Annotated in this window: 14 protein-coding genes; 4 read left to right on the top strand and 10 right to left on the bottom strand. The window is 71.1% G+C overall.

Going from position 1 to position 17723, the window contains the following annotated elements:
* Window positions 1-59: 59 nt before the first annotated feature.
* Window positions 60-1133, top strand: coding sequence for a peptidylprolyl isomerase (locus tag V6V89_RS27245; RefSeq protein ID WP_334622277.1), 1074 nt, complete (start codon window positions 60-62; stop codon window positions 1131-1133).
* Window positions 1134-1198: 65 nt separating this feature from the next.
* Here V6V89_RS27245 and V6V89_RS27240 read toward each other — a convergent pair whose 3' ends face one another.
* Genes V6V89_RS27240 through V6V89_RS27225 form a run of 4 tightly spaced genes read right to left on the bottom strand, consistent with a single transcriptional unit; the run spans window position 1199 to window position 5733 of the window.
* The gene (locus tag V6V89_RS27240) at window positions 1199-2383 is read right to left on the bottom strand and encodes a cytochrome P450 (protein ID WP_334622276.1); all 1185 of its coding nucleotides are present in this window, start codon (window positions 2381-2383) and stop codon (window positions 1199-1201) included.
* Entirely contained in the window at window positions 2380-3108 is a 729-nt protein-coding gene (locus tag V6V89_RS27235) for a class I SAM-dependent methyltransferase (protein ID WP_334622312.1), read from the bottom strand. Before V6V89_RS27235 ends, V6V89_RS27240 begins: the two co-directional genes overlap by 4 nt.
* Window position 3109: 1 nt before the next feature.
* Window positions 3110-4396, bottom strand: coding sequence for a glycosyltransferase (locus tag V6V89_RS27230; RefSeq protein WP_334622275.1), 1287 nt, complete (start codon window positions 4394-4396; stop codon window positions 3110-3112).
* Window positions 4393-5733, bottom strand: a complete 1341-nt coding sequence (locus V6V89_RS27225) for a cytochrome P450 (protein ID WP_334622273.1) — start codon at window positions 5731-5733, stop codon at window positions 4393-4395. Before V6V89_RS27225 ends, V6V89_RS27230 begins: the two co-directional genes overlap by 4 nt.
* A gap of 110 nt (window positions 5734-5843) precedes the next feature.
* Here V6V89_RS27225 and V6V89_RS27220 point away from each other — a divergent pair, with 110 nt between their 5' ends.
* The gene (locus V6V89_RS27220; RefSeq protein ID WP_334622271.1) at window positions 5844-6851 is read left to right on the top strand and encodes a polyprenyl synthetase family protein; all 1008 of its coding nucleotides are present in this window, start codon (window positions 5844-5846) and stop codon (window positions 6849-6851) included.
* Here the strand turns inward: V6V89_RS27220 and V6V89_RS27215 are convergent.
* The gene (locus V6V89_RS27215) at window positions 6832-8061 is read right to left on the bottom strand and encodes a DegT/DnrJ/EryC1/StrS family aminotransferase (RefSeq protein WP_334622269.1); all 1230 of its coding nucleotides are present in this window, start codon (window positions 8059-8061) and stop codon (window positions 6832-6834) included. The genes V6V89_RS27220 and V6V89_RS27215 overlap by 20 nt on opposite strands.
* A 99-nt stretch (window positions 8062-8160) precedes the next feature.
* Between V6V89_RS27215 and V6V89_RS27210 the strand changes: the two genes are divergently transcribed.
* Window positions 8161-9060 (top strand): terpene synthase family protein, encoded by a 900-nt coding sequence (locus V6V89_RS27210; RefSeq protein ID WP_334622267.1) that lies wholly within the window; start codon window positions 8161-8163, stop codon window positions 9058-9060.
* Window positions 9057-10541 (top strand): hypothetical protein, encoded by a 1485-nt coding sequence (locus V6V89_RS27205; protein ID WP_334622265.1) that lies wholly within the window; start codon window positions 9057-9059, stop codon window positions 10539-10541. Before V6V89_RS27210 ends, V6V89_RS27205 begins: the two co-directional genes overlap by 4 nt.
* A gap of 291 nt (window positions 10542-10832) precedes the next feature.
* On the opposite strand, the gene V6V89_RS27200 is transcribed toward V6V89_RS27205, so the two are convergent.
* The 5 genes from V6V89_RS27200 to V6V89_RS27180 form a co-directional block, all read right to left on the bottom strand.
* Complete coding sequence (locus tag V6V89_RS27200; RefSeq protein WP_334622263.1) at window positions 10833-11747, bottom strand: lysophospholipid acyltransferase family protein; 915 nt, start codon at window positions 11745-11747, stop codon at window positions 10833-10835.
* Window positions 11748-11757: 10 nt separating this feature from the next.
* Window positions 11758-13335, bottom strand: a complete 1578-nt coding sequence (locus tag V6V89_RS27195) for a lactate racemase domain-containing protein (RefSeq protein WP_334622261.1) — start codon at window positions 13333-13335, stop codon at window positions 11758-11760.
* Between the two features lie 53 nt (window positions 13336-13388).
* Entirely contained in the window at window positions 13389-14540 is a 1152-nt protein-coding gene (locus V6V89_RS27190) for a zinc-dependent alcohol dehydrogenase (protein WP_334622259.1), read from the bottom strand.
* Window positions 14541-14634: 94 nt separating this feature from the next.
* On the bottom strand, window positions 14635-16914 hold the full coding sequence (locus tag V6V89_RS27185; protein ID WP_334622257.1) for an HAD-IB family hydrolase: 2280 nt from the start codon (window positions 16912-16914) through the stop codon (window positions 14635-14637).
* A complete protein-coding gene (locus tag V6V89_RS27180) occupies window positions 16911-17711 on the bottom strand; it encodes a hypothetical protein (protein ID WP_334622255.1) in 801 nt (266 codons plus the stop codon). The genes V6V89_RS27185 and V6V89_RS27180 overlap by 4 nt, the downstream gene beginning before the upstream one ends.
* Window positions 17712-17723: the final 12 nt, after the last annotated feature.

The raw sequence follows: 17723 nt of genomic DNA, 5'->3' as shown, positions 1-17723 counted from the left end.
ATCGCGGCCCGCCGTCGGTGGTAGCTGAGATCTATGTCCGGGTCGGTACCCTCGCTGAGGTGACCTACACGCCGCCACCCCAGCCCGGCCAGCCGGACCAGCCGGAGCAGCCCCAGCCGCCGGAGCGGCCCCAGCAGTCTGACCAGCCGCCGGAGCGGCCCCAGCAGTCTGACCAGCTGCCGGGGGAGCAGCCGGACCTGTCCCACCAGCCGCAGCCACCCGGCCCGCCGCAGCCGCCCTACCCGTCGCAGTGGCCCGCGCCGCCGGGGATGGCCGCACAGGGCCCGCCGCCGGGGATGGCACCGCCGGGCCCGCCGGGGATGCCGCCGTATGGACCGCCGCCCGGGATGGCGCCGCAAGGGCCGCCGCCACCCACCAAGAGCAGGCGTGGCCTGATCATCGGCCTGGTCATCGGGGCGGTGGTCGCGGTCCTGCTGTGCGCGGGCTGCATAACCGCGGGCGTCGTGTACTACCTGACGAACGGCTCGTCGGACTCCGACTCGGACAGCGGCGGCGACCTGGGCGGCGGCACCGCCACGGCGCAGCCCAGCCCGAGCGCGGGCGGAGCCGGAGGAGCATGCGGAGCCCAGGCGCTGGCGGGTGGGGCCGAAATCAGGGCCGCCGGTATGCCCGACTTCGCGAACGCACCGCGCACCGGCACCGCCACGATGCGCATTACGACAAACCTCGGTGCGATCACGATCGCAATGGACCGGGCGGCGACCCCATGCACCGTGGCGAGCTTCCAGCACCTGGCCGCCAAGCACTTCTTCGACGGCTCGCGCTGCCACCGGTTGGTCACCGAAGGGCTCTCGATCCTCCAGTGTGGCGACCCGGTCGGCGATGGGACGGGGCGGCCGGACTACAAGTTCGCCGACGAGAACCTGGCCGGTGCCCGGTACACGCGCGGGGTGGTGGCGATGGCGAACGCCGGTGCGGGCACCAACGGCAGCCAGTTCTTCATCGTGTTCAAGGACGGCCAGCTCGATCCGGCGTACACCCCGTTCGGCACGGTGACGTCCGGCATGGAGGTCGTCGACAGGGTCGCCGCCGGTGGCCACGACAACTCCATCGCGGGCGGGGGCGGGGTGCCAAAGACGACCATCACTTTCCAGGGGCTGACGGTGGACTGACAACGTATCGATACAGGTCGCGTTCCACGGTGCCCGTGCCGGCGAGGCGCCAGCGGCGGGGTGGGTTACCAGGTCACGGGGAGGGCGCGGAGGCCGCGGACCAGGAGGCCGGGTTTCCAGGCCAGGTCCTGCTCAGGGGTGGCGAGGCGCAGGTCGGGGAACGCCTCCACCAGGGTCGCCACCGCCACCTGCAGCTCCATCCGCGCGAGCTGCGCGCCGAAGCAGTAGTGGATGCCGTGCCCGAAGCCCAGGTGCGGGTAGGCCGGCCGGTGGAAGTCCAGTTCCTCCGGGTTGGTGAAGACCCGCTCGTCGCGGTTGGCCGAGGGCAACGACGCCACCACCGGCTCTCCGGCCCGCACGAGGGTCTCGCCGATCATGATGTCGACGGTGGGGTACCGGGCGAACACCGTGCCGGCGACCAGCGGCACGTACCGCATCAGCTCTTCGACCGCGTTCGGCACCAGCTCGGGGTGCGCGACCAGCTCGTCGCGTGCCTTCGGATGGGTGAGGAGCACGTACACGAAGTTGGGAATCTGGGTGACGGTGGTCTCGTGCCCGGCGGCGAGCAGCCCAGCCGCGAGGTCGACGAGCTCGTGCTCGGTGAGCCGCCCCTTTTCGTCGCGCGCCTTGACCATCGCACTGATCAAGTCGTCGGTCGGCTCGGCGCGCCGCTGGGCGACGAGCGCGTACATGTACTCCATCATCGCCCCGAGGTACTCGCCGATCTGCTCAGGGCTCAGCGAGGTGCTGGCGACGACCGCCTCGGACCACACGCCGAACTTGTCCTGATCCTCGACAGGCACCCCGAGCAGCTCGCAGATCACCCGGACGGGCAGGGGCGTGGCGAACGCGGTGACCAGGTCGACCGGCGGCCCCTGCGCGCGCATCGCGGCGACCAGCTCCGAGGCGATCTCGGCGGTGCGGGGCCGGAACTCGTCGATGCGCCGGGTGGTGAACGCCCGCGCCACGAACCCGCGCAGCCGGCTGTGCTCGGGAGGGTCCATGTTGAGCGTGCCGGCGTCGGACTGGTGCGGCATCATGCGCGGCTCGTCGCGGCCATTGGCAGCCGCGCGGCTGAACCGCGGGTCACTCAGCACCATCTTCACGTCGTCGTAGCGGACAGCGAGCCAAGCCTCCTCGCCGTACGGCAGCCGCACGCGGGACAGCGGCTCGTCGGCGCGCAGCTGGGCGTACATCGGGTCGAGGCGCAGGCCCTCCAGCGGGCTGAACGGGTATGACCGCACCGTCACGATCGGCTCCCTTCGGCATGGCGTACGCCGACGAGCAGGCCGCGGCCGGACGGACCGCCCGGCAGGAACTCGGCGGCGCACCCGGCGTCCGTAACGGCGTCCAGGTACTCGTCGCGGGTGAACAGCGTGTTGAGATGGCTTTCCGCGATGTGCCGGATCGCACCACCGCCGGCCACCAGATAGTGGATGTCCATACGCACGGTGCGGCCCTCCCTTGTGGAGTGTGACATCCGGGCCAGCGTGTGGCCGTTCTGCTCCAGCACGTCGCCGGCGACGTATCCGTCGATGAACTGCTCCGGCAGCCACAGCGGCTCCACGAGCAATACACCACCGGGGTTGAGGTGCCGCGCCATCGAGCGCACTGCCGACCGCAGATCGGCGACCGACATGAGGTATCCGATGGAGCTGAACAGGCACGTGACCACGTCGAACCGGCGGCCCACGTCGAATTCGCGCATGTCGCCGCGGTGTACCGGTACCCCCGGAAGTTTTGCCCGTGCGAGATCGATCATGGCCTGCGACGCGTCGAGCCCGGCCACGTCGGCGAAGTTGTCGCGCAGCTTCGCCAGGTGTTCGCCCGTGCCGCAGGCGACGTCGAGCAGCGACGTGGCGTCGGGTCGCCGGTCGCGCGCCACGCGCGCGACCAGGGCAGCCTCGGCCGCGTAGTCCTTGCCGCGCCGGCGGTAGGTGAGGTCGTACACCCCGGCGAATTCCGGCCCGAACATGTCAACGCTCGGCATGGATCTTCTCCAGGGCGGCGACCGCGGTGGCGGCGCCCGTCTCGGCTCGGATCCGGTCGCCCAGGTCGGCGGCCCGGTCCCGGATGATGGAGTCGCCACGCGCGGCGAGGATCGCCGCCGCCAGGCTCGCCGCGGTCAGCTTCGCCGCCGGTATCGGCGCGGGCGCGACGCCCAGTGCGTGCATCCGCCGGGCCCAGAACGGCTGGTCGCCGATGGACGGGCAGACGACCTGCGGCCGGCCCGCGGCGACAGCGGTCCATGTGGTGCCGCCAGCGTGGTGCACGACCGTGGACATGCGGGGCAGCAGCCAGTCGTGCGGCGCCTGGTCGATGGCGAGAACACAGGCAGGCAGCTCGGTGCCCGGCGCGATGCCGCCCCAACCGGTGGCGATGACCGCCCGCGCCCCGGCGCGGTCGAGCGCCTCCAGCACCAGCTGCCCCATCCCGGCCGGGTCGTAGCCGACGACGCTGCCGAAGCCCACGTACACGGGTGGTTCGCCGGCCGCCAGGAAGTCGGCGAGGGCCGGCGGTGGCGCGTAGTCGGGCGGTGCGGGGAGGTACCAGTACCCGGTGGTGTGCACTGTGGACGGCCAGTCAGCTGGTGGTGCCAGAACGTGGCGGCTGACCTGGTTGAGCACGTGCGTTGGCCGGCCGTCGGGCTGCCGCAGGGGGTCGTGCCGGCCGCGCCGCCGCGGCAGGCCGAGCGTCTCGACGCGCCAGCGGTCGACGCCGAGGCCGGCGAGCCGGAGTTGGCCCCGGACGAACGCCACGTGCGTGAGCCGGTTGAGCGCGGCCGGCAACCACGACGGCGCCAGCATCAGCGGGTTGGCGAACTCGCGGGTCGGCACGTACAACGGGTCGAGCGCCGCGATGACGCTGGGCACGCCGAGCCGTTCGGCGAGGTGAGGACCGGCGATCGCGACGGGGGAGTGGACGAGCATTTCGGCACCGCTGCTCTCCGCCGCGCCCCACGCTCCGGCGAGCAGCCGGCGCAGCGCCGGTTTCATCTCGCGGACGTATCCGGCGTACGCTCGCATCGAGGCCAGCCCGCCCTTGCCGTGCCCGGCGGTCTCGTGCATTTCCGGCGCTGACCAGAGCCTCAGGATGCCCTCGTCGAGCCCGGCGAACGGCACGCCGTGCGGCTCGGCCAGCGCGGCGAACGACGCGGGCGCGGCCAGCAGCGGCTCGTGCCCAGCCGCCCGCAGCGCGGCGGCCAGCGCCACCATCGGCTGGACGTCGCCGCGCGTGCCGTACGCGAGAACGAAAACCCTCATCGCGCCTCCACCGTCATCGGGAGCTGGCTCGGGTACACGGTCGCGGCCACCGCCTCGCTGACCGGGCGACCAGGAACCGGCGTGAGGCGCCACCGAGCCGCGATGGTCGTCAGCGCGATCATCGCCTCGGTCCAGCCGAAGCCGTCGCCGATGCACTGCCGGTTGCCCGAGCCGAACGGGATAAAAGCGTGCTTCGGGATCGCGGCGGCCCGCTCGGGCAGCCAGCGGTCGGGGTCGAAGCTGAGCGGGTCGGCGAAGAGCTCCGGGTCGCGGTGCATGGCGAGCGGGCTGAGAATGACCTGTGTGTCGCGCGGGAGCGGGACGTCGCCGATCCGTACGTCGGTGACGGAGCGTCGCATGACCAGCCACAGTGGATAGAGGCGCACCACCTCGGAGAGCACCCGCCCGGTGTATTCCAACCGCTCCAGGTCGTCGTACCGCACACGCCGGCCGCCCAACACGTCAGCGGCCTCGGCCGCGACCCGGTCGGCGATGTCGGTGTGCTGTCCGAGCCTGTAGAACGCCCACGCCATCGTGTTGGCGGTGGTCTCGCTGCCGGCCAGCATGATGGTGACGACCTCGTCGCTGACCTGCTCGGCGGTCATCGTCTCGCCGGTGTCGCGGTCGCGGGCCCTCAGCAGCATGGTGAGCAGGTCGTGGTGGTCGGTGTCGTCCGCCCGGTACGCCTCGATGACCTGGTCGATGACCCGCCGGGTGCGGACGATCGCCTGCTCGAATCGACGGTTTGCCGGCGTCGGCAGCTTTTCCAGCAACTCGACGGGGGACAGAGTGCGCCGCGTCACACCGTCGCGAATAATGGGAATCGAGCGTTTGACCTCGGCGACCGCCTCTTCGCCCAGGTCGGAGCTGAAGAGTGTCTTTCCGATCAGCGTCAGCGCGATCTCGTGCATCTCGTCGTGCACGGAAAGCACCTGGCCGGGGCGCCACGACGCGGACCACTTGGTGATGTAGTCGCTCATGATGTCGGCGTATCCGGCGATCTGTCCACGGTGGAACGCCGGCTGCATCAGGCGGCGTTGGCGCAGGTGGAAAGCGCCGTTCGAGCTGACCAGGCCGTTGCCGACGATCGCGCGCACCTTGTCGAAGAAGGCGCCCTTGTCGAACCTGCGCGCCTCGGTGACCAGCACGTGCCGGACCAGTTCGGGGTCGTTGACCACGTATGCCGGGCGAGGGCCGAGATACACCCGCACCACGTCGCCGAGACGGCGCACGGACTGGAGGAAGTCGAGCGGGCGCCGCCGCAGGGCTAGGGCGTGACCCAACAGCGGCAGCCGGTCGGGCGCGGTCGGCGCGAGCGCGTCGAGGACAGGCGACATCGATCCCCCCGTCTTTCGGACTCGAGATCACCGAACGTGGGCCACTCTGCCACGCTGAGCGACCAAACGCAATATCGATAAATACCTCGATCCCTCGTAGTCTGGGTCGGGTGACCACCGCACCGCTGGACGTCTCGGCGTGGCTGTCCGAGGTGCAGCGGGCCGTACGGCCGGCCCTCGCAGCCGCGCTCAGCACGCTCAACCCACGCATGCGCCGGATCTGCGAGTACCAGCTCGGCTGGCTCGACGGGCACTCGGCGGGCAAGGCGATCCGTCCACTGTTGACACTCGCGTGTGCCGAGGCGGTCGGCGCGGACTCGGCCGAAGCGATGCCCGCCGCCGTCGCCGTTGAGCTGCTGCACAACTGCACGCTGCTCCAGGACGACGTGATGGACGAGGATCCCACTCGGCGGCACCGGCCCGCGGCCTGGACCGTGTTCGGCGCGTCCCCGGCGATCCTCGCGGGCGACGCGCTGCTCGCGCTCGCGTTCGCGGTGCTGGCCCGCTCGGGTCATCCGGCGGCGGCAGCGGCGGCGCGGGAACTGGAGCGCACGGTCGACGAGCTGATCGAGGGCCAGGCGATGGACCTGGAGTTCGAAGGCGCCGAGGCGATCGCCGTGGACGACTGCCTGCGGATGACGATGGCGAAGACGGGGTCGCTGCTCGGCTGCGCGTGCCTGCTCGGCGGTCTCTTCGGTGGCGCTGGCGAAGCGGCCTGCGCGGCGCTCGCCCGGTACGGCCGGCATCTCGGCCTCGCCTACCAGCTCCGCGACGACCTGCTCGGCATCTGGGGCGACCCGCGGCGCACGGGTAAACCCGCGGGCGCCGACCTGCGGCGGCGCAAGAAGAGCCTGCCCGTCGTCGCCGCGCTCGCCGCGCGCAACTCGGCCGCCGAGCGGCTACGCGAGCTGTACTCCCGACCGGAACCCTTCGACGAGGCGGAAGCCCGGGTGGCGGCCGAACTGGTGCGTGACGCGGGAGGTCGCGCCTTCGCCGAGCGGCTGGCGGATGCCGAGCTGGCCGCCGCCGCCGACGCCCTTGCCACGCTCACCCGGCTGGGCGCGGCCTGCGACCGGCTGGCGACGCTGGGCAGATTCGTCATTGGCCGGGACCGCTAGATGACGGCTGAGGCACGGGGCCGGTGGCCTTCGCGAAGTGAGCCGCCACCGCGGGGGCGTGCGCCGCCGCCACGCGGATCAGCGCGGCGATCCGGTCGATGTCGCGGTCGTCGACGGCCGCTCCGGTCGGCAGCGTCAGCAGGCTTTCTGCCAGCGCCTCGGTGTGCGGAAAGGCGTCACCGTCCGCGTGGTAAGGCGCCATTCGGTGGCAGCCCGGGTAGAAGTACCGCTTCGCCATGATGTTTTCGGCGCGCAGCACCGCCATCAGGTCGTCGCGGCACAAGCCGAAGGCGTCGGCGTCGATCCGCGCGACCACATAGTGGTACGCGTGCTCGACGCTCGGATCGGGCGGCGGCACCGACAACCCGGCAATCCCGGCGAGGGCCTCGCGGTATCGCAGGTAGTTGCGCCGGTTGCGGTCGACGAAAGTCTCCATGCCCGCGAGCGACGCGAGCCCCATCGCGGCGGCCGCCTCGCTCATCTTGGCGTTCGTGCCGGTGTGCGCTACCTCGTCTTCGCCGACGATGCCGAAATTCTGCATCGCGCGCACCCTCGCGGCGAGCCCGCTGTCGTCGGTGACCACCGCGCCGCCCTCGAACGCGTTGACCAGCTTGGTGGCGTGGAAACTGAACACCTCGGCCGCGCCGAAGCCGCCGACCGGCCGGCCGGCGTGCCGCGCGCCGAACGCTTGCGCGGCGTCGAAGAGCAGGGTCAGGCCGTGCCGGTCGGCGATCGCGGCCAGTTCGTCGACCGCGCACGGCCGGCCCCACAGGTGTACGCCAATCACCGCGCTGGTGCGCGGGGTGATCAGCGCCGCGACCTGGGCCGGGTCGATGTTGCCAGTTTCCGGGTCCACATCGGACAGCACGGGTTTCAGGCCCATCCAGCGTACGGCGTGCACGGTCGCCGGGAACGTGAACGCGGGCACGATGACCTCGCCGGTGAGGTCGGCCGCGCGGATCGCCAGCTCCAGCGCGACGGTGGCGTTGCAGGTGGCCACACAGTGCCGCACGCCCGCCTGGTCGGCGACGCGTCGTTCGAACTCCTGCACCAGCGGGCCGCCGTTCGACAGCCAGCGCCTGTCGAGTGCTCCTTCCAGCAGCGAAAAGAACCGCTGGCGGTCACCGATGTTCGGCAGCCCGACGTATCGCGGCTCGTCGAACTCGGGAACCCCCGTGAAGATTGCGAGGTGGTTAACGCCGCGATTCATTCAGCCTCCCCCGTGGACGCGCACTGGCGTCATCGACGCTACCCAATGTAGGCTTTGGTTCACGATAGGTCATCACCGGTACGGGGGAGTTGTCACGCGGTGGCCGAGACCTGGGATCTGCCGTCCATCAAGCCGTCCGTCGACACCTGCGTCACCGCACTTCAGCTCGCCGAGAGCCTGCGCGACTGGGCGGCGGCGCAGGGCAGCGCGTTTCCGCAGAAACACACCATGGTGTTCGCGCTGAGCAGCGCGTTCATCTCGCCATGGCTCGACCGTCCGGTGCTGGAGCTGGCCTCGCGCATCTGGAGCTGGATCACCGCCGTTGACGACACAGTAGACAGTCCCGAGTGCGACCACGCGTCGGCCGACGCGATACTGCGGGGCTGCCGAGCGGTGGCCGCTGGTGGCCCGCACGGCGACGAGCCGCTGGCCCGCGCGCTCGCCGAGATACGCGACACCGTGGCCGCGCTGCCCGGACACCCCGACGTGGCGCCGCTGTGGCGGGACGCCGTCGACCGCCTGCTCGTGGGCATGGCGTACGAGGCGCGATCCGAGTCGGGCACGCTGACCGGCTACCTCGAGCACGCGACGTACACGGTTGGTGTGCCAATGTACGTCGTCGCGCTGTGGGCCGCGATGGAGCGGGTCGATCCGGTACCGCTGCTGCCGGCCCTGCGCGACGCCGCGGTCGCCGTGCGGCTGGCCAACGACGCGCGTGGGCACGCGCGAGAAGCCGCCGAGGGCGGCCTCAACGCGCTGCGACTCGGCCTCTCGCCAGACACGGTCCGGCATCTTGTCGGCGACCGGCTCGCGAGCTGCGAGCGGCGGTTGGCGCCGCTGCTCGCACGGGCGGACCCACCGGCCGTCGCGCTGCACCGCATGGCCGTGTGGGGCACCCGGATCTACCAGCGGATCGACTTCCGGTACCCGGAGGGCGAAGGCCCGCACCGGACCGACTGGAAAACCATCGAATGGCCGGCACCACTGGGAGCGTCATGACGGGCGAGGCAGCAACGTGGACAGAGCAGCGCGCCGCCGAGCTGGTCGCGGCGATCGGCGAGGGCACGACCGAGTCGATGGCCTACGCCACCGCGTTCGCGGCGCGGCTACGGCATCCCGACGGCACAGTGTGCTTTCCGCAGACCGTCGACTGGCTGCGCCAGCGGCAGTGGCCTGACGGATCCTGGGGTGGCGCGGTGCCGCAGCCATCAGACCGTCTGGTGTCGACACTCGCGGCGGTGGTCGCGCTCGCGGACCGGCCCGACCCGTGGGCGCGCTACGCGGTCCAAGCCGGGATCGGGTACGTCCAGCGCCAGCCTGCGGCGTGGCGTGGCGCACCGCACGAGATGATCGCGTTCGAGCTGGCTGTGCCGCATCTGCTCGGCGAGGCGCGCGAGCGCGGCCTCGACCTGCCGTACCCGGAGTTCGACGACCTGGCCCGGGCACGCGCCGACAAGCTCGCCCGCGTGCCGCCCGACGCCTGGTCCAGCCGGCCAACCCCGCTGCTGTACTCGCTGGAGGTGCTGACCGGGGAGTTCGACGCGGCGCCGGCCGGGCGGTTCCTCTCCGTCAACGGGTCGCTCGGGCACTCGCCACCAGCCACCGCGGCGTACTGGGCGGCCACCGGTGAGCCCGCCGCGTTGGCGTATCTCGACGGGCTCGCCGCCAAGAGCCGCGATGGCGGGTTTCCCGAGGTACAGCCGATCGCGACGTTCGAGACGGCGTGGGTGTTGTATCTGCTCCAGCGCGTCAATCTGCGACCGACGACGGCCTGGCGACACCTGGCGACGCTGCGCCGGCAGCTGGTCGACACCGGGCTCGCGGCGATCGACCCGGGCTTTCCGGTGCCCGATTCCGATGACTCGGCGATGGTGTTCAACACGCTGCTCGGCGCGGGATACGACGTCGGCCACCGGCTCGGCAGCCTGCTCGCGTTCGAGGGTGACGCGTGGTTCAGCACCTTCCCGTACGAGCGCGGCGCGTCGGTGTCCGCCAACGCCCGTGTGCTGGAGGCGTTCTCGCACCGGCCGGCTGGTTTTCCGGTGCAGCTCGCGAAGCTCGTCCGGTACCTGCTGGGCGAGCGGCGGGACGGCGCGTGGTGGCAGGACAAGTGGCACGCGTCGGCGCACTACGCGACCGCTCAGGTGGTGTTCGCGCTGGGCCGGGTGTTGCCACCGGGGCAGCTCGCCGGCACGTGGCGGTGGTTGGTCGACGGCCAGCGCGGTGACGGTTCCTGGGGCGCGTGCGGGGGCACGGCCGAGGAGACCGCGTACGCGGTGCTCGCGCTGGACGCCCTGTCGGCGTACCGGCCGGCGCCGTCCACGACGTTCGCCGCGGCCGCCGCGTACCTGCGGGAGCAGGTGGAGGCCGACGCGTACCCGGAACTGTGGATCGGCAAAGGTCTCTACACGCCGCACAACGTGGTGCGTGCGGCGGTGCTCGCCGGGTACGCGGTAGCGGCGGGGCGCGGTGCTGAGTAGGGTCCGGGAACGCGCGGCGATCGTGGCCGCGGCGGACGCCGCCGAGCCCGACCTGTAGCCCACGCCCGCAGGGCGGCGCCCGCCACCCTGCTCCGCCTCACTTCCCCATCCACGACGCCGGTGCGGGCGGCCTGGGCTTGATCGGCGAAGCCGATCAAGGAGATGTTCATCGATCAAGGGCAAACGCACGTGGAAAAGAGATCGAACCACGTGCGTTTGCCCTTGATCGACGAGAAGGGGCCCGCCGGCGGCCAGGGGCGGCGGCCGGGGCGCGGCGGCGGCAGGCCGTCGCTAGGAACGCCAGGCGCGGCGGGGAGCGCGGCCGACCAGCGGGCGGGTGGACTCCCAGGTGCGGCGCCATGAGGCGGCCGGGAACTGCTGGCCACGGGGGAGAGCGAGCTCGCCGCGCGCCTGGGCACGCAGGCTGCCGTACCAGCCCAGGTCTTCCTCGGCCCACAGCTGGGTGATCGATTCGCCGACCCGGGCGTTGAACGCGCGCGCCCCCTCGCCCTCGGCGGGGTGGAGCGGGGTGCCGTAGCGCACGACGACCCGGGCCCGGCCGGGCACCGGCCAGTTGCGACCGCGGGGCATGGCCGCGTACGTGCCGCGGAGCGCGATCGGCACGATGGGTACGCCCTGGGTGACGCACAGGTGGGCGGCGCCCAGCCGGAGCGGCGACATCCAGCCGTCTTCGCTGCGGGTGCCCTCGGGGAACAGCAGGAGGCTCCACCCCTTGGCCAGCAGGTACGGCGCGAGGCTGCGCAGCCGCCGGGACCGGTGCCGCTCGACGGGGAACGCGTTGAACACGAGCGCGGTAACGGCGGCGCGCCAGCGGGCGTCGAAGAAGTAGTCGGCGGCGGCACCGACCGCGACCCGCTTGCCCAGGTGCTGGGGGATCGAGCCGAGGATCAGCGGCGTGTCGAGGTGGCTGCTGTGGTTGGCCACGAACACCACCGGGCCCTTGAGGGCGTCGAGCCGTTCGCGGCCCTGCACCTCGGGCCTGGTCTGGCTCCACGTGAGCGGGGTCAGCACGCCGCGCTGCAGCACGCGGCGGGCCGCCTGGGCGACCTGGGTGCGGGCCCAGCCGGTGGGGAACTCGCGGGGCGGCTCGGGTGGTTCGTGTGCCGCCGCCGAGCGAGGTGTGCGCGACCGGCCACGCCAGTCGCGCCCGCCGGTGAGCACCTTGACGTCGCGGATCAGTCCCATGACAGCCCTCTCAGCGCACGTCGGCCATGGTCAGCGGCGGCGCGTGCAGGTAGTTGATGCTCGGGGAGCTGCCCACCCGCTCGCGCGCCATCTCCAGCGCGTCGTCCAGTGTGGACGCCGAACGGAAGCCCATCCGCTGCGTGGTCTTGCGGTTTCCGCCGACGAAGATCACGTCGCCCAGGTGCTCCATGGCGTGGGCACCCCAGTACCACATGTAGAGCGGGTGCACGCCGTGGTAGGCGTAGCTGTTGCGGTACAGGTGTATGTACCACGGGTCGGTGGCGAACTGCTCCTCGAACTTGGTCTCGATGGCCACCGGGTCGGTGGTCTCGGCGAGCACCTCTTCGAAGAAGTCGATGTAGCTGGGGTGGTGCACGGGGTGGAACTCGTTGCGCACCGGGTGGTAGTAGATCGCCACGCCGCCGGGCCGCACGATGGGCTGGCCCCGGTACAGGTTGAAGAAGTACCCGAGTCCGAGTGACATCACGAGGATCGGGTTCATGATGGAGTTGACGTTGTACGGGCAGATGTACGGCAGCCCGAAGATGCCGACGTCTGCCGGACCGTCCACTTCGGTCAGTTGCTGCCGCAGCACGTGGCGCGTGGTGACCTCGTGCACCTGGATCGGGTCACCGGCGGTCACCGACGTCACGCCGTACGGGGCGGCCGTGCGGTGCCAGATCTGCCGGCGGTGCTTTGGCGGCGCCAGGTCGTTGGCGCGCTTGAAGGCCAGGTACGCGGCCTGGTCCTTGAGGTTCCACTCCCACTCGCGTTTGTTGAGGAAGCCGACGTAGTCGGGGAATGTCTCGTTGTTGAGCGTCGTCTCGATCTGGAAGATGTTGAGGTTGTCGCCGAGCAGCCCGGCCATGCGGTTGTACGAGTGGTGCATGGCGGAGTTCGGTGGGTCGTTGAACGACTTCGAGTGCCGCAGGGTGTGCACGTTGTGGTGGTGCTTGAGGCTGCGGTACGAGGCCAGGCCGACCGACACCGACTTCGGGCCGCCACTCATCGCGGTCAGCGACACGTTCACGTACACGATCAGGTCGCTCTCGGCGGCCCGCTTGTTGATTTCGACGACCTCGCCGTGCCGCGTGGTGCCGATCTCGGCGAGGTTCGCCTTGTCTTCGGCGTCGTGGTTGCGCAGGTGGTGCGGGAAGAACGAGCGGAACACCCGCTCGCCGACCGTGCGCTTCAGCTCGGCGGGCGTCATCCGGCGGTGCAGCGCGTTGCCGGCGATCAGCTCGACGTCGTCGACGCCGTTGGCGGCGGCCAGCTCCAGCACCTGCTCGATGATCCGCTGGCGGATGTCGGGCGTGCGCATGGGCGGCAGCGGGATCGACAGGTCGTCGAAGACGATCGTCAGCCGCATGCCCGGCCGCAGCAGCTCGTGCAGCGGCTCGCGGCCGAGCGGGTTGGCCAGCGCGTGGCGGATTTGCGCGTCGAGGTCGCGCAGGCCGGGAAGCGACTCCGGCGGGTAGATGACGCGGCTGCCCAGGGGCAGCTTCTCTAACCGGAACCCTTCCCCTTCGTGCATCAGAAGGGCCGGCGTGCGCTCGTCCACCTCGAGGACAAATCCGGGTCTACTCACAGTGCCACCTCGTTGCAGTTCGCTCGCTACGCTCGCTCACGGAAGCCGTCTCCCTATTGGTCTTTCGTCGGATCGAAGGCCACCTTGACCGAGCCCAGCCGGCCGGCGGCGCTGGCGTGACCGATCGCGTCGCGCCAGCGAGACAGGGGGTACACCGCGTCGACGTACCCGGTCAGCGGCGCGGACTGTGCCAGCGCCAGCGCGTCCGGGAAGTCGTGCCCGCTGGAGCAGTACGCGCCCACGAGATTGAGCTCGCGGAACCACAGCGGCGTGAGGTCGACCCCGGCGTTCGGCATGCCGCTCATCACCACCGTGCCACCGGCCCGGGTGACCCGCAGCGCGGTGTCCAAACCGGAACCGGCGGTGCAGTCGAACGCCAGGTCGACGCCGCCCAGCAGGTACTCCGAGCCGCGGTCCGGCCGCGCCAGGAACCCGCCGGTGGCTCGGCGCAGCGCCCGCGCCGCGCGGTCGGACGTCAGCACCTCGGTCGCGCCCACCTCGCGGGCTCGCTCGCGCTGGTGCCCGTACCGGGCGATCACGTAGATCGGACCGGCCTTCGTGTACTCGCGCAGGGCCATCGTGGTGAACAGGCCGACCGTGCCGGCGCCCACCACGAGCACGCTGGCGCCGTCCGGGATGGGCACCCGGCGGACCGTGTGTATCGCGCATGCCAGCGGCTCCACCAGAACCGCCCGCTCGTCGTCCACAGTGTCCGGTACCCGGTGCAGCTGGCTGGCGTGCGCGACGAACATGCGGCTCCAACCGCCGCCGGTGTCGGCGCAGTAGCCGGTCTGCATGCCGGCGGATACCCGTCCGGCGGTGATGTGGTCGCAGCGGCTCGGCTGATCGGCGGCACAGCCCGTGCACGGCTCCAGCCCGCGCGGCACGCAGCCGAGCACCGGGTCGAGCACCACCCGGCTGCCGCGCGGCAGGTCGGGCAGGTCGTCGAGGGTGTCGCCGACCACCTCGTGGCCGGGCGTGAACGGCAGCGAGATCAGCGCTGACAGGTAGGGCGAGTTGCGGCCGGTCAGCAGCCCCAGGTCGGAGCCGCAGATGCCGGACAGGCGCGGGCGCACCCTGGTCCAGCCGGCATCGGGCAGCCGGGGCTCGGGGCGGTTGAGCAGGCGCAGCGGCGACAGGTTCGCCGCCATCCAGCCCGACGCCCGGCCGCCGACCGAGGTGCCGGTGGCGGTGCGGGTCGTCATGTACCGCACGGGAGAGCGGTGGTATTCGAGGGTCAGGTTCATGCGGGGCCCCCGGGAAAACGTGGAGCGAAGCGGAGCGTTTTTCTGGGGTGCTTCATAAGGCGGTCTCCACGAACGCGTCGCCCACCGGCAGCGTGTATGCCTTCCAGTGCGCCACCGGCCAGCGGCGCGACTTGGCGTGCCGGTACAGGTGCGGGTCGGGGTTGACCGCGACCGGGTGCCCGACGGCCTCCAGCAGCGGCCGGTCGGAGTAGCTGTCGCCGTACCCGTAGCTCTCGGTCAGGTCGGCGCCGACCGTCTCCGCGTACCGGCGCAGCCACGCCGCGCGGGCCTCACCGACCAGCGGCGGCGACTCCAGGAACCCGGAGAACCGCCCGTCGCGCACGTGCAGCCGGCTCGCCACCACCTCGTCGAAGAGGCCGGCGATCGGCTGGACCAGCACGTCGACGGTGCCCGTGATGAGGACCGTGCGGTGGCCGGCCGCGCGGTGCTTGCGTACTTGGCGGATGGCCTCAGGGTGCGAGCGCCGCAGCAGCGCGTCGCCCAGGTGGTGTTTGACGAGGCGGGCGAGGCCCGCCTCGTCGGCACCCTCGTAGCGGCGCACGAATGTGCGCAGGAACTCGCCGCGGTCGCGGCGCTCGGCGGCCAGGTAGCGCGGCATCCGGCGGACCAGGTCGGCCAGCTCCGCCGGCCATCCGGCCCGCGGCAGGTCGCAGAGCTTGGCCAGCAGGTACGTCTCGATGACGTTGGAGGCCACTATCGTGCCCTCGAGGTCGAAGACCGCGACGACTCCGCCGTCGGGCGCGCGCTTGAGCGGCGGCAGGGCGCTGCTGCTGGTGCGCCGTCCGGTCGTCGCCTTGCGCATGGTGGCCGTGATGGCGGGGTAGTGCACCTCTTGCAGGTAGTGGTGCCAGTCGATGATGGCCGCGTCGAAGCCGTGCTCCTCGGTGCGCTCGTCCGGCAGTGCTCGGTGCAACGCGAGCAGCTTGCTGTCGGTGTAGATGACCTCGGCCTCGGTGTAAACGCCGTAGAGCTCCGAGTACTTGCGCAGGAAGTCGAGCTTGTCCTGCTGCTTGGTGAGGTCGTCCTGCCAGTGCCTGGTGCGCTTGTTGGCGGGGGCGGACAGCAGCGCCTTCTGCGCCACCGACAGCGCCTTCTCGCCGGTGCGCAGCATCCGCTCGACCCGCTTGGCGCCGGGGAACGTCCACTCCGGAACCTTGATCTGGCCCCGGCCGCCATCGGGCATCGGGTGCTCGGTGAAGTACTCCTGGACGGTGTCGTGGATGCCCCGGAAGGTGAGTGGGTTCCGGGAGCCGGAACCCACGTGGTAGTACGCCGGCTCGTCCACCGGCGGTGGTGCGGCGGCGACAGCGAGGGTGGCGTTTACGACGATGTCGACCGGGATCACGTCGAGCACGCCGTCGGGCAGGCCCGGGAACTCCGGCAGGATGCCCCGGCCGTAGGCGAGGATCAGCGGGTCGGCCATCTTGAAGCCGTCGATCCAGCCGGGGAAGGGGTATCGCAGCGAACTCTCCACAATGGCCGGCCGCACCACCGACAGCGGCATCGCGCCGGTCAGCTTCTCCTCGGCCACGCGCTCACCGAGCGCCTTCGTGAAGGTGTACACGTCGGGCCAGCCAAGGCTCTGCGCGCGCAGCCGACCGTACTCGACGAGCTGTTTCTCCACCCACTCGACCCGCCGCTGCTCGGCGGCGGCCGCGGTGGACTGGGGTCCGGATTTGCCGTGGTCCTTGCGCGCGTCGGCGAGCGCCCGCCGCAGGACGGCCGGGCGCCGCGAGTCCCACTCCACGCTCTCGCGCGCCGCGCGGGCGGCGGCCAGCTCGGTGCGCCAGACCGCGTCGTGGTCCAGGGACCGCTCGGGCACGACGCCCTTGCGCGCGCCGGCCACGTAGGCGGTCGAGACGTGAATCACGTGTGGAGGCGGGCTGCTGTGCGTCCTCTCGTTTCTTGTGCGCGCGACCGCGTCGTACAGGTCGACGACGCCCTGCACGTTGGTGCGGAACGCGTCGTCGATCGGCGGGTCGAACGACACCGTCGACGCCGCGTGGATCACCGCACTGAGATCGTCGGGGAGCGTGACCTCGGTGCTGCCCAGCTCGCCGTCGATCACCCTGACCCGCTCGGCGACCGTGGCCGCGACCGCGTCGGCGCCCACCGCCTCTCGCCACGTGCCGAACACCGGCCGCTTCAGCAGGGTCCTGAGCCGGTCGGCGCCGGACGAGCTGCCCCGGCGGCGGACCAGCAGCGTGACCCGGGTCGTCGGGTAGGTGGAGAGCAGCTTTTCGAGCAGCGCCTGACCGAGGAAGCCTGTGCCACCGGTCAGCAGGATGTGTTCTCCGTCCAGATGGCTCATGCGAGCGACACACCGAACTTGGCGACCGACTTGGACACCAGGCTCAGGCCCGCCTGCCCGGGCAGCTTGTCGACCTTCTGATCGAGCATCCGCACCATCCGCGCCCCGTCCTTGCCGTTGAAGAGGTGACCCAGGATGAACTGAGTCTCCGCCTTCGTCGTGATGGTGGAGCCCACGGGGGCCCAGAAGCGCTTGAGCAGGAAGCGAGTGATCCGCTGGGCCCGCCGGCTGCGCTCCAGGCGCTCCCGGGCCTCGGTCATGTAGAACGCCAAGTGTCGGCTCTCCTGTTGCTGGATACGCTGGAGAATCTTCGTCAGCGTCGCATGCTGTTCAAGCTCGATCAACCTTCCGTACGCGGCGTGGGCGGACCATTCGTTGACGGCTCCCCACGTCATGTGCGTGGCGATGAAGTCCTCACCGATCACCGCGGCCGCGAGGCACTGCGTGATGGGTGCCAGCACGTTGCCCGAAAAGCCTTGGGCGAGCCGCACGCTCTCGTGGCGCGGCAGGCCGTTGATCTCATCGTGCACCGCGAGAACGCGGTCGATGACATCGCCATGCCAGAACTCCTCGAAGTTCCACATCGTGAGAAATGTGGTGATGCGGGGGTTCTGGTGCGAGGGCGTGACCAGCAGGTCTCGCAGGTAGCAGACGGTGTGGGTCTCGACGTCGGTCATGTAGTGCAGGCAGCGCAGAGCTTCGGGTGAGAGGGGCTGGTCGCGGAAGTCGTCGAAGTCGATGTCGTTGACGGTGACGGCTTGGGCCTCGCGTTTGTAGGTGTCGAGGTTGAAGGACATGTGGCCGGCCTC

Origin of the sequence: Micromonospora sp. CPCC 206061 (assembly GCF_036906915.1) — a bacterium.
GTDB lineage: Bacteria > Actinomycetota > Actinomycetes > Mycobacteriales > Micromonosporaceae > Phytohabitans.
This window is presented reverse-complemented; position numbering and strand designations above follow the sequence as displayed.

Bases quoted from the DNA above. Each gene is read 5' to 3' on its own strand.
- V6V89_RS27235 (WP_334622312.1), bottom strand. From the start codon at position 3,108: ATGTTCGGGCCGGAATTCGCCGGGGTGTACGACCTCACCTACCGCCGG.
- V6V89_RS27230 (WP_334622275.1), bottom strand. From the start codon at position 4,396: ATGAGGGTTTTCGTTCTCGCGTACGGCACGCGCGGCGACGTCCAGCCG.
- V6V89_RS27225 (WP_334622273.1), bottom strand. From the start codon at position 5,733: ATGTCGCCTGTCCTCGACGCGCTCGCGCCGACCGCGCCCGACCGGCTG.
- V6V89_RS27215 (WP_334622269.1), bottom strand. From the start codon at position 8,061: ATGAATCGCGGCGTTAACCACCTCGCAATCTTCACGGGGGTTCCCGAG.
- V6V89_RS27205 (WP_334622265.1), top strand. From the start codon at position 9,057: ATGACGGGCGAGGCAGCAACGTGGACAGAGCAGCGCGCCGCCGAGCTG.
- V6V89_RS27200 (WP_334622263.1), bottom strand. From the start codon at position 11,747: ATGGGACTGATCCGCGACGTCAAGGTGCTCACCGGCGGGCGCGACTGG.
- V6V89_RS27190 (WP_334622259.1), bottom strand. From the start codon at position 14,540: ATGACGACCCGCACCGCCACCGGCACCTCGGTCGGCGGCCGGGCGTCG.
- V6V89_RS27185 (WP_334622257.1), bottom strand. From the start codon at position 16,914: ATGAGCCATCTGGACGGAGAACACATCCTGCTGACCGGTGGCACAGGC.
- V6V89_RS27180 (WP_334622255.1), bottom strand. From the start codon at position 17,711: ATGTCCTTCAACCTCGACACCTACAAACGCGAGGCCCAAGCCGTCACC.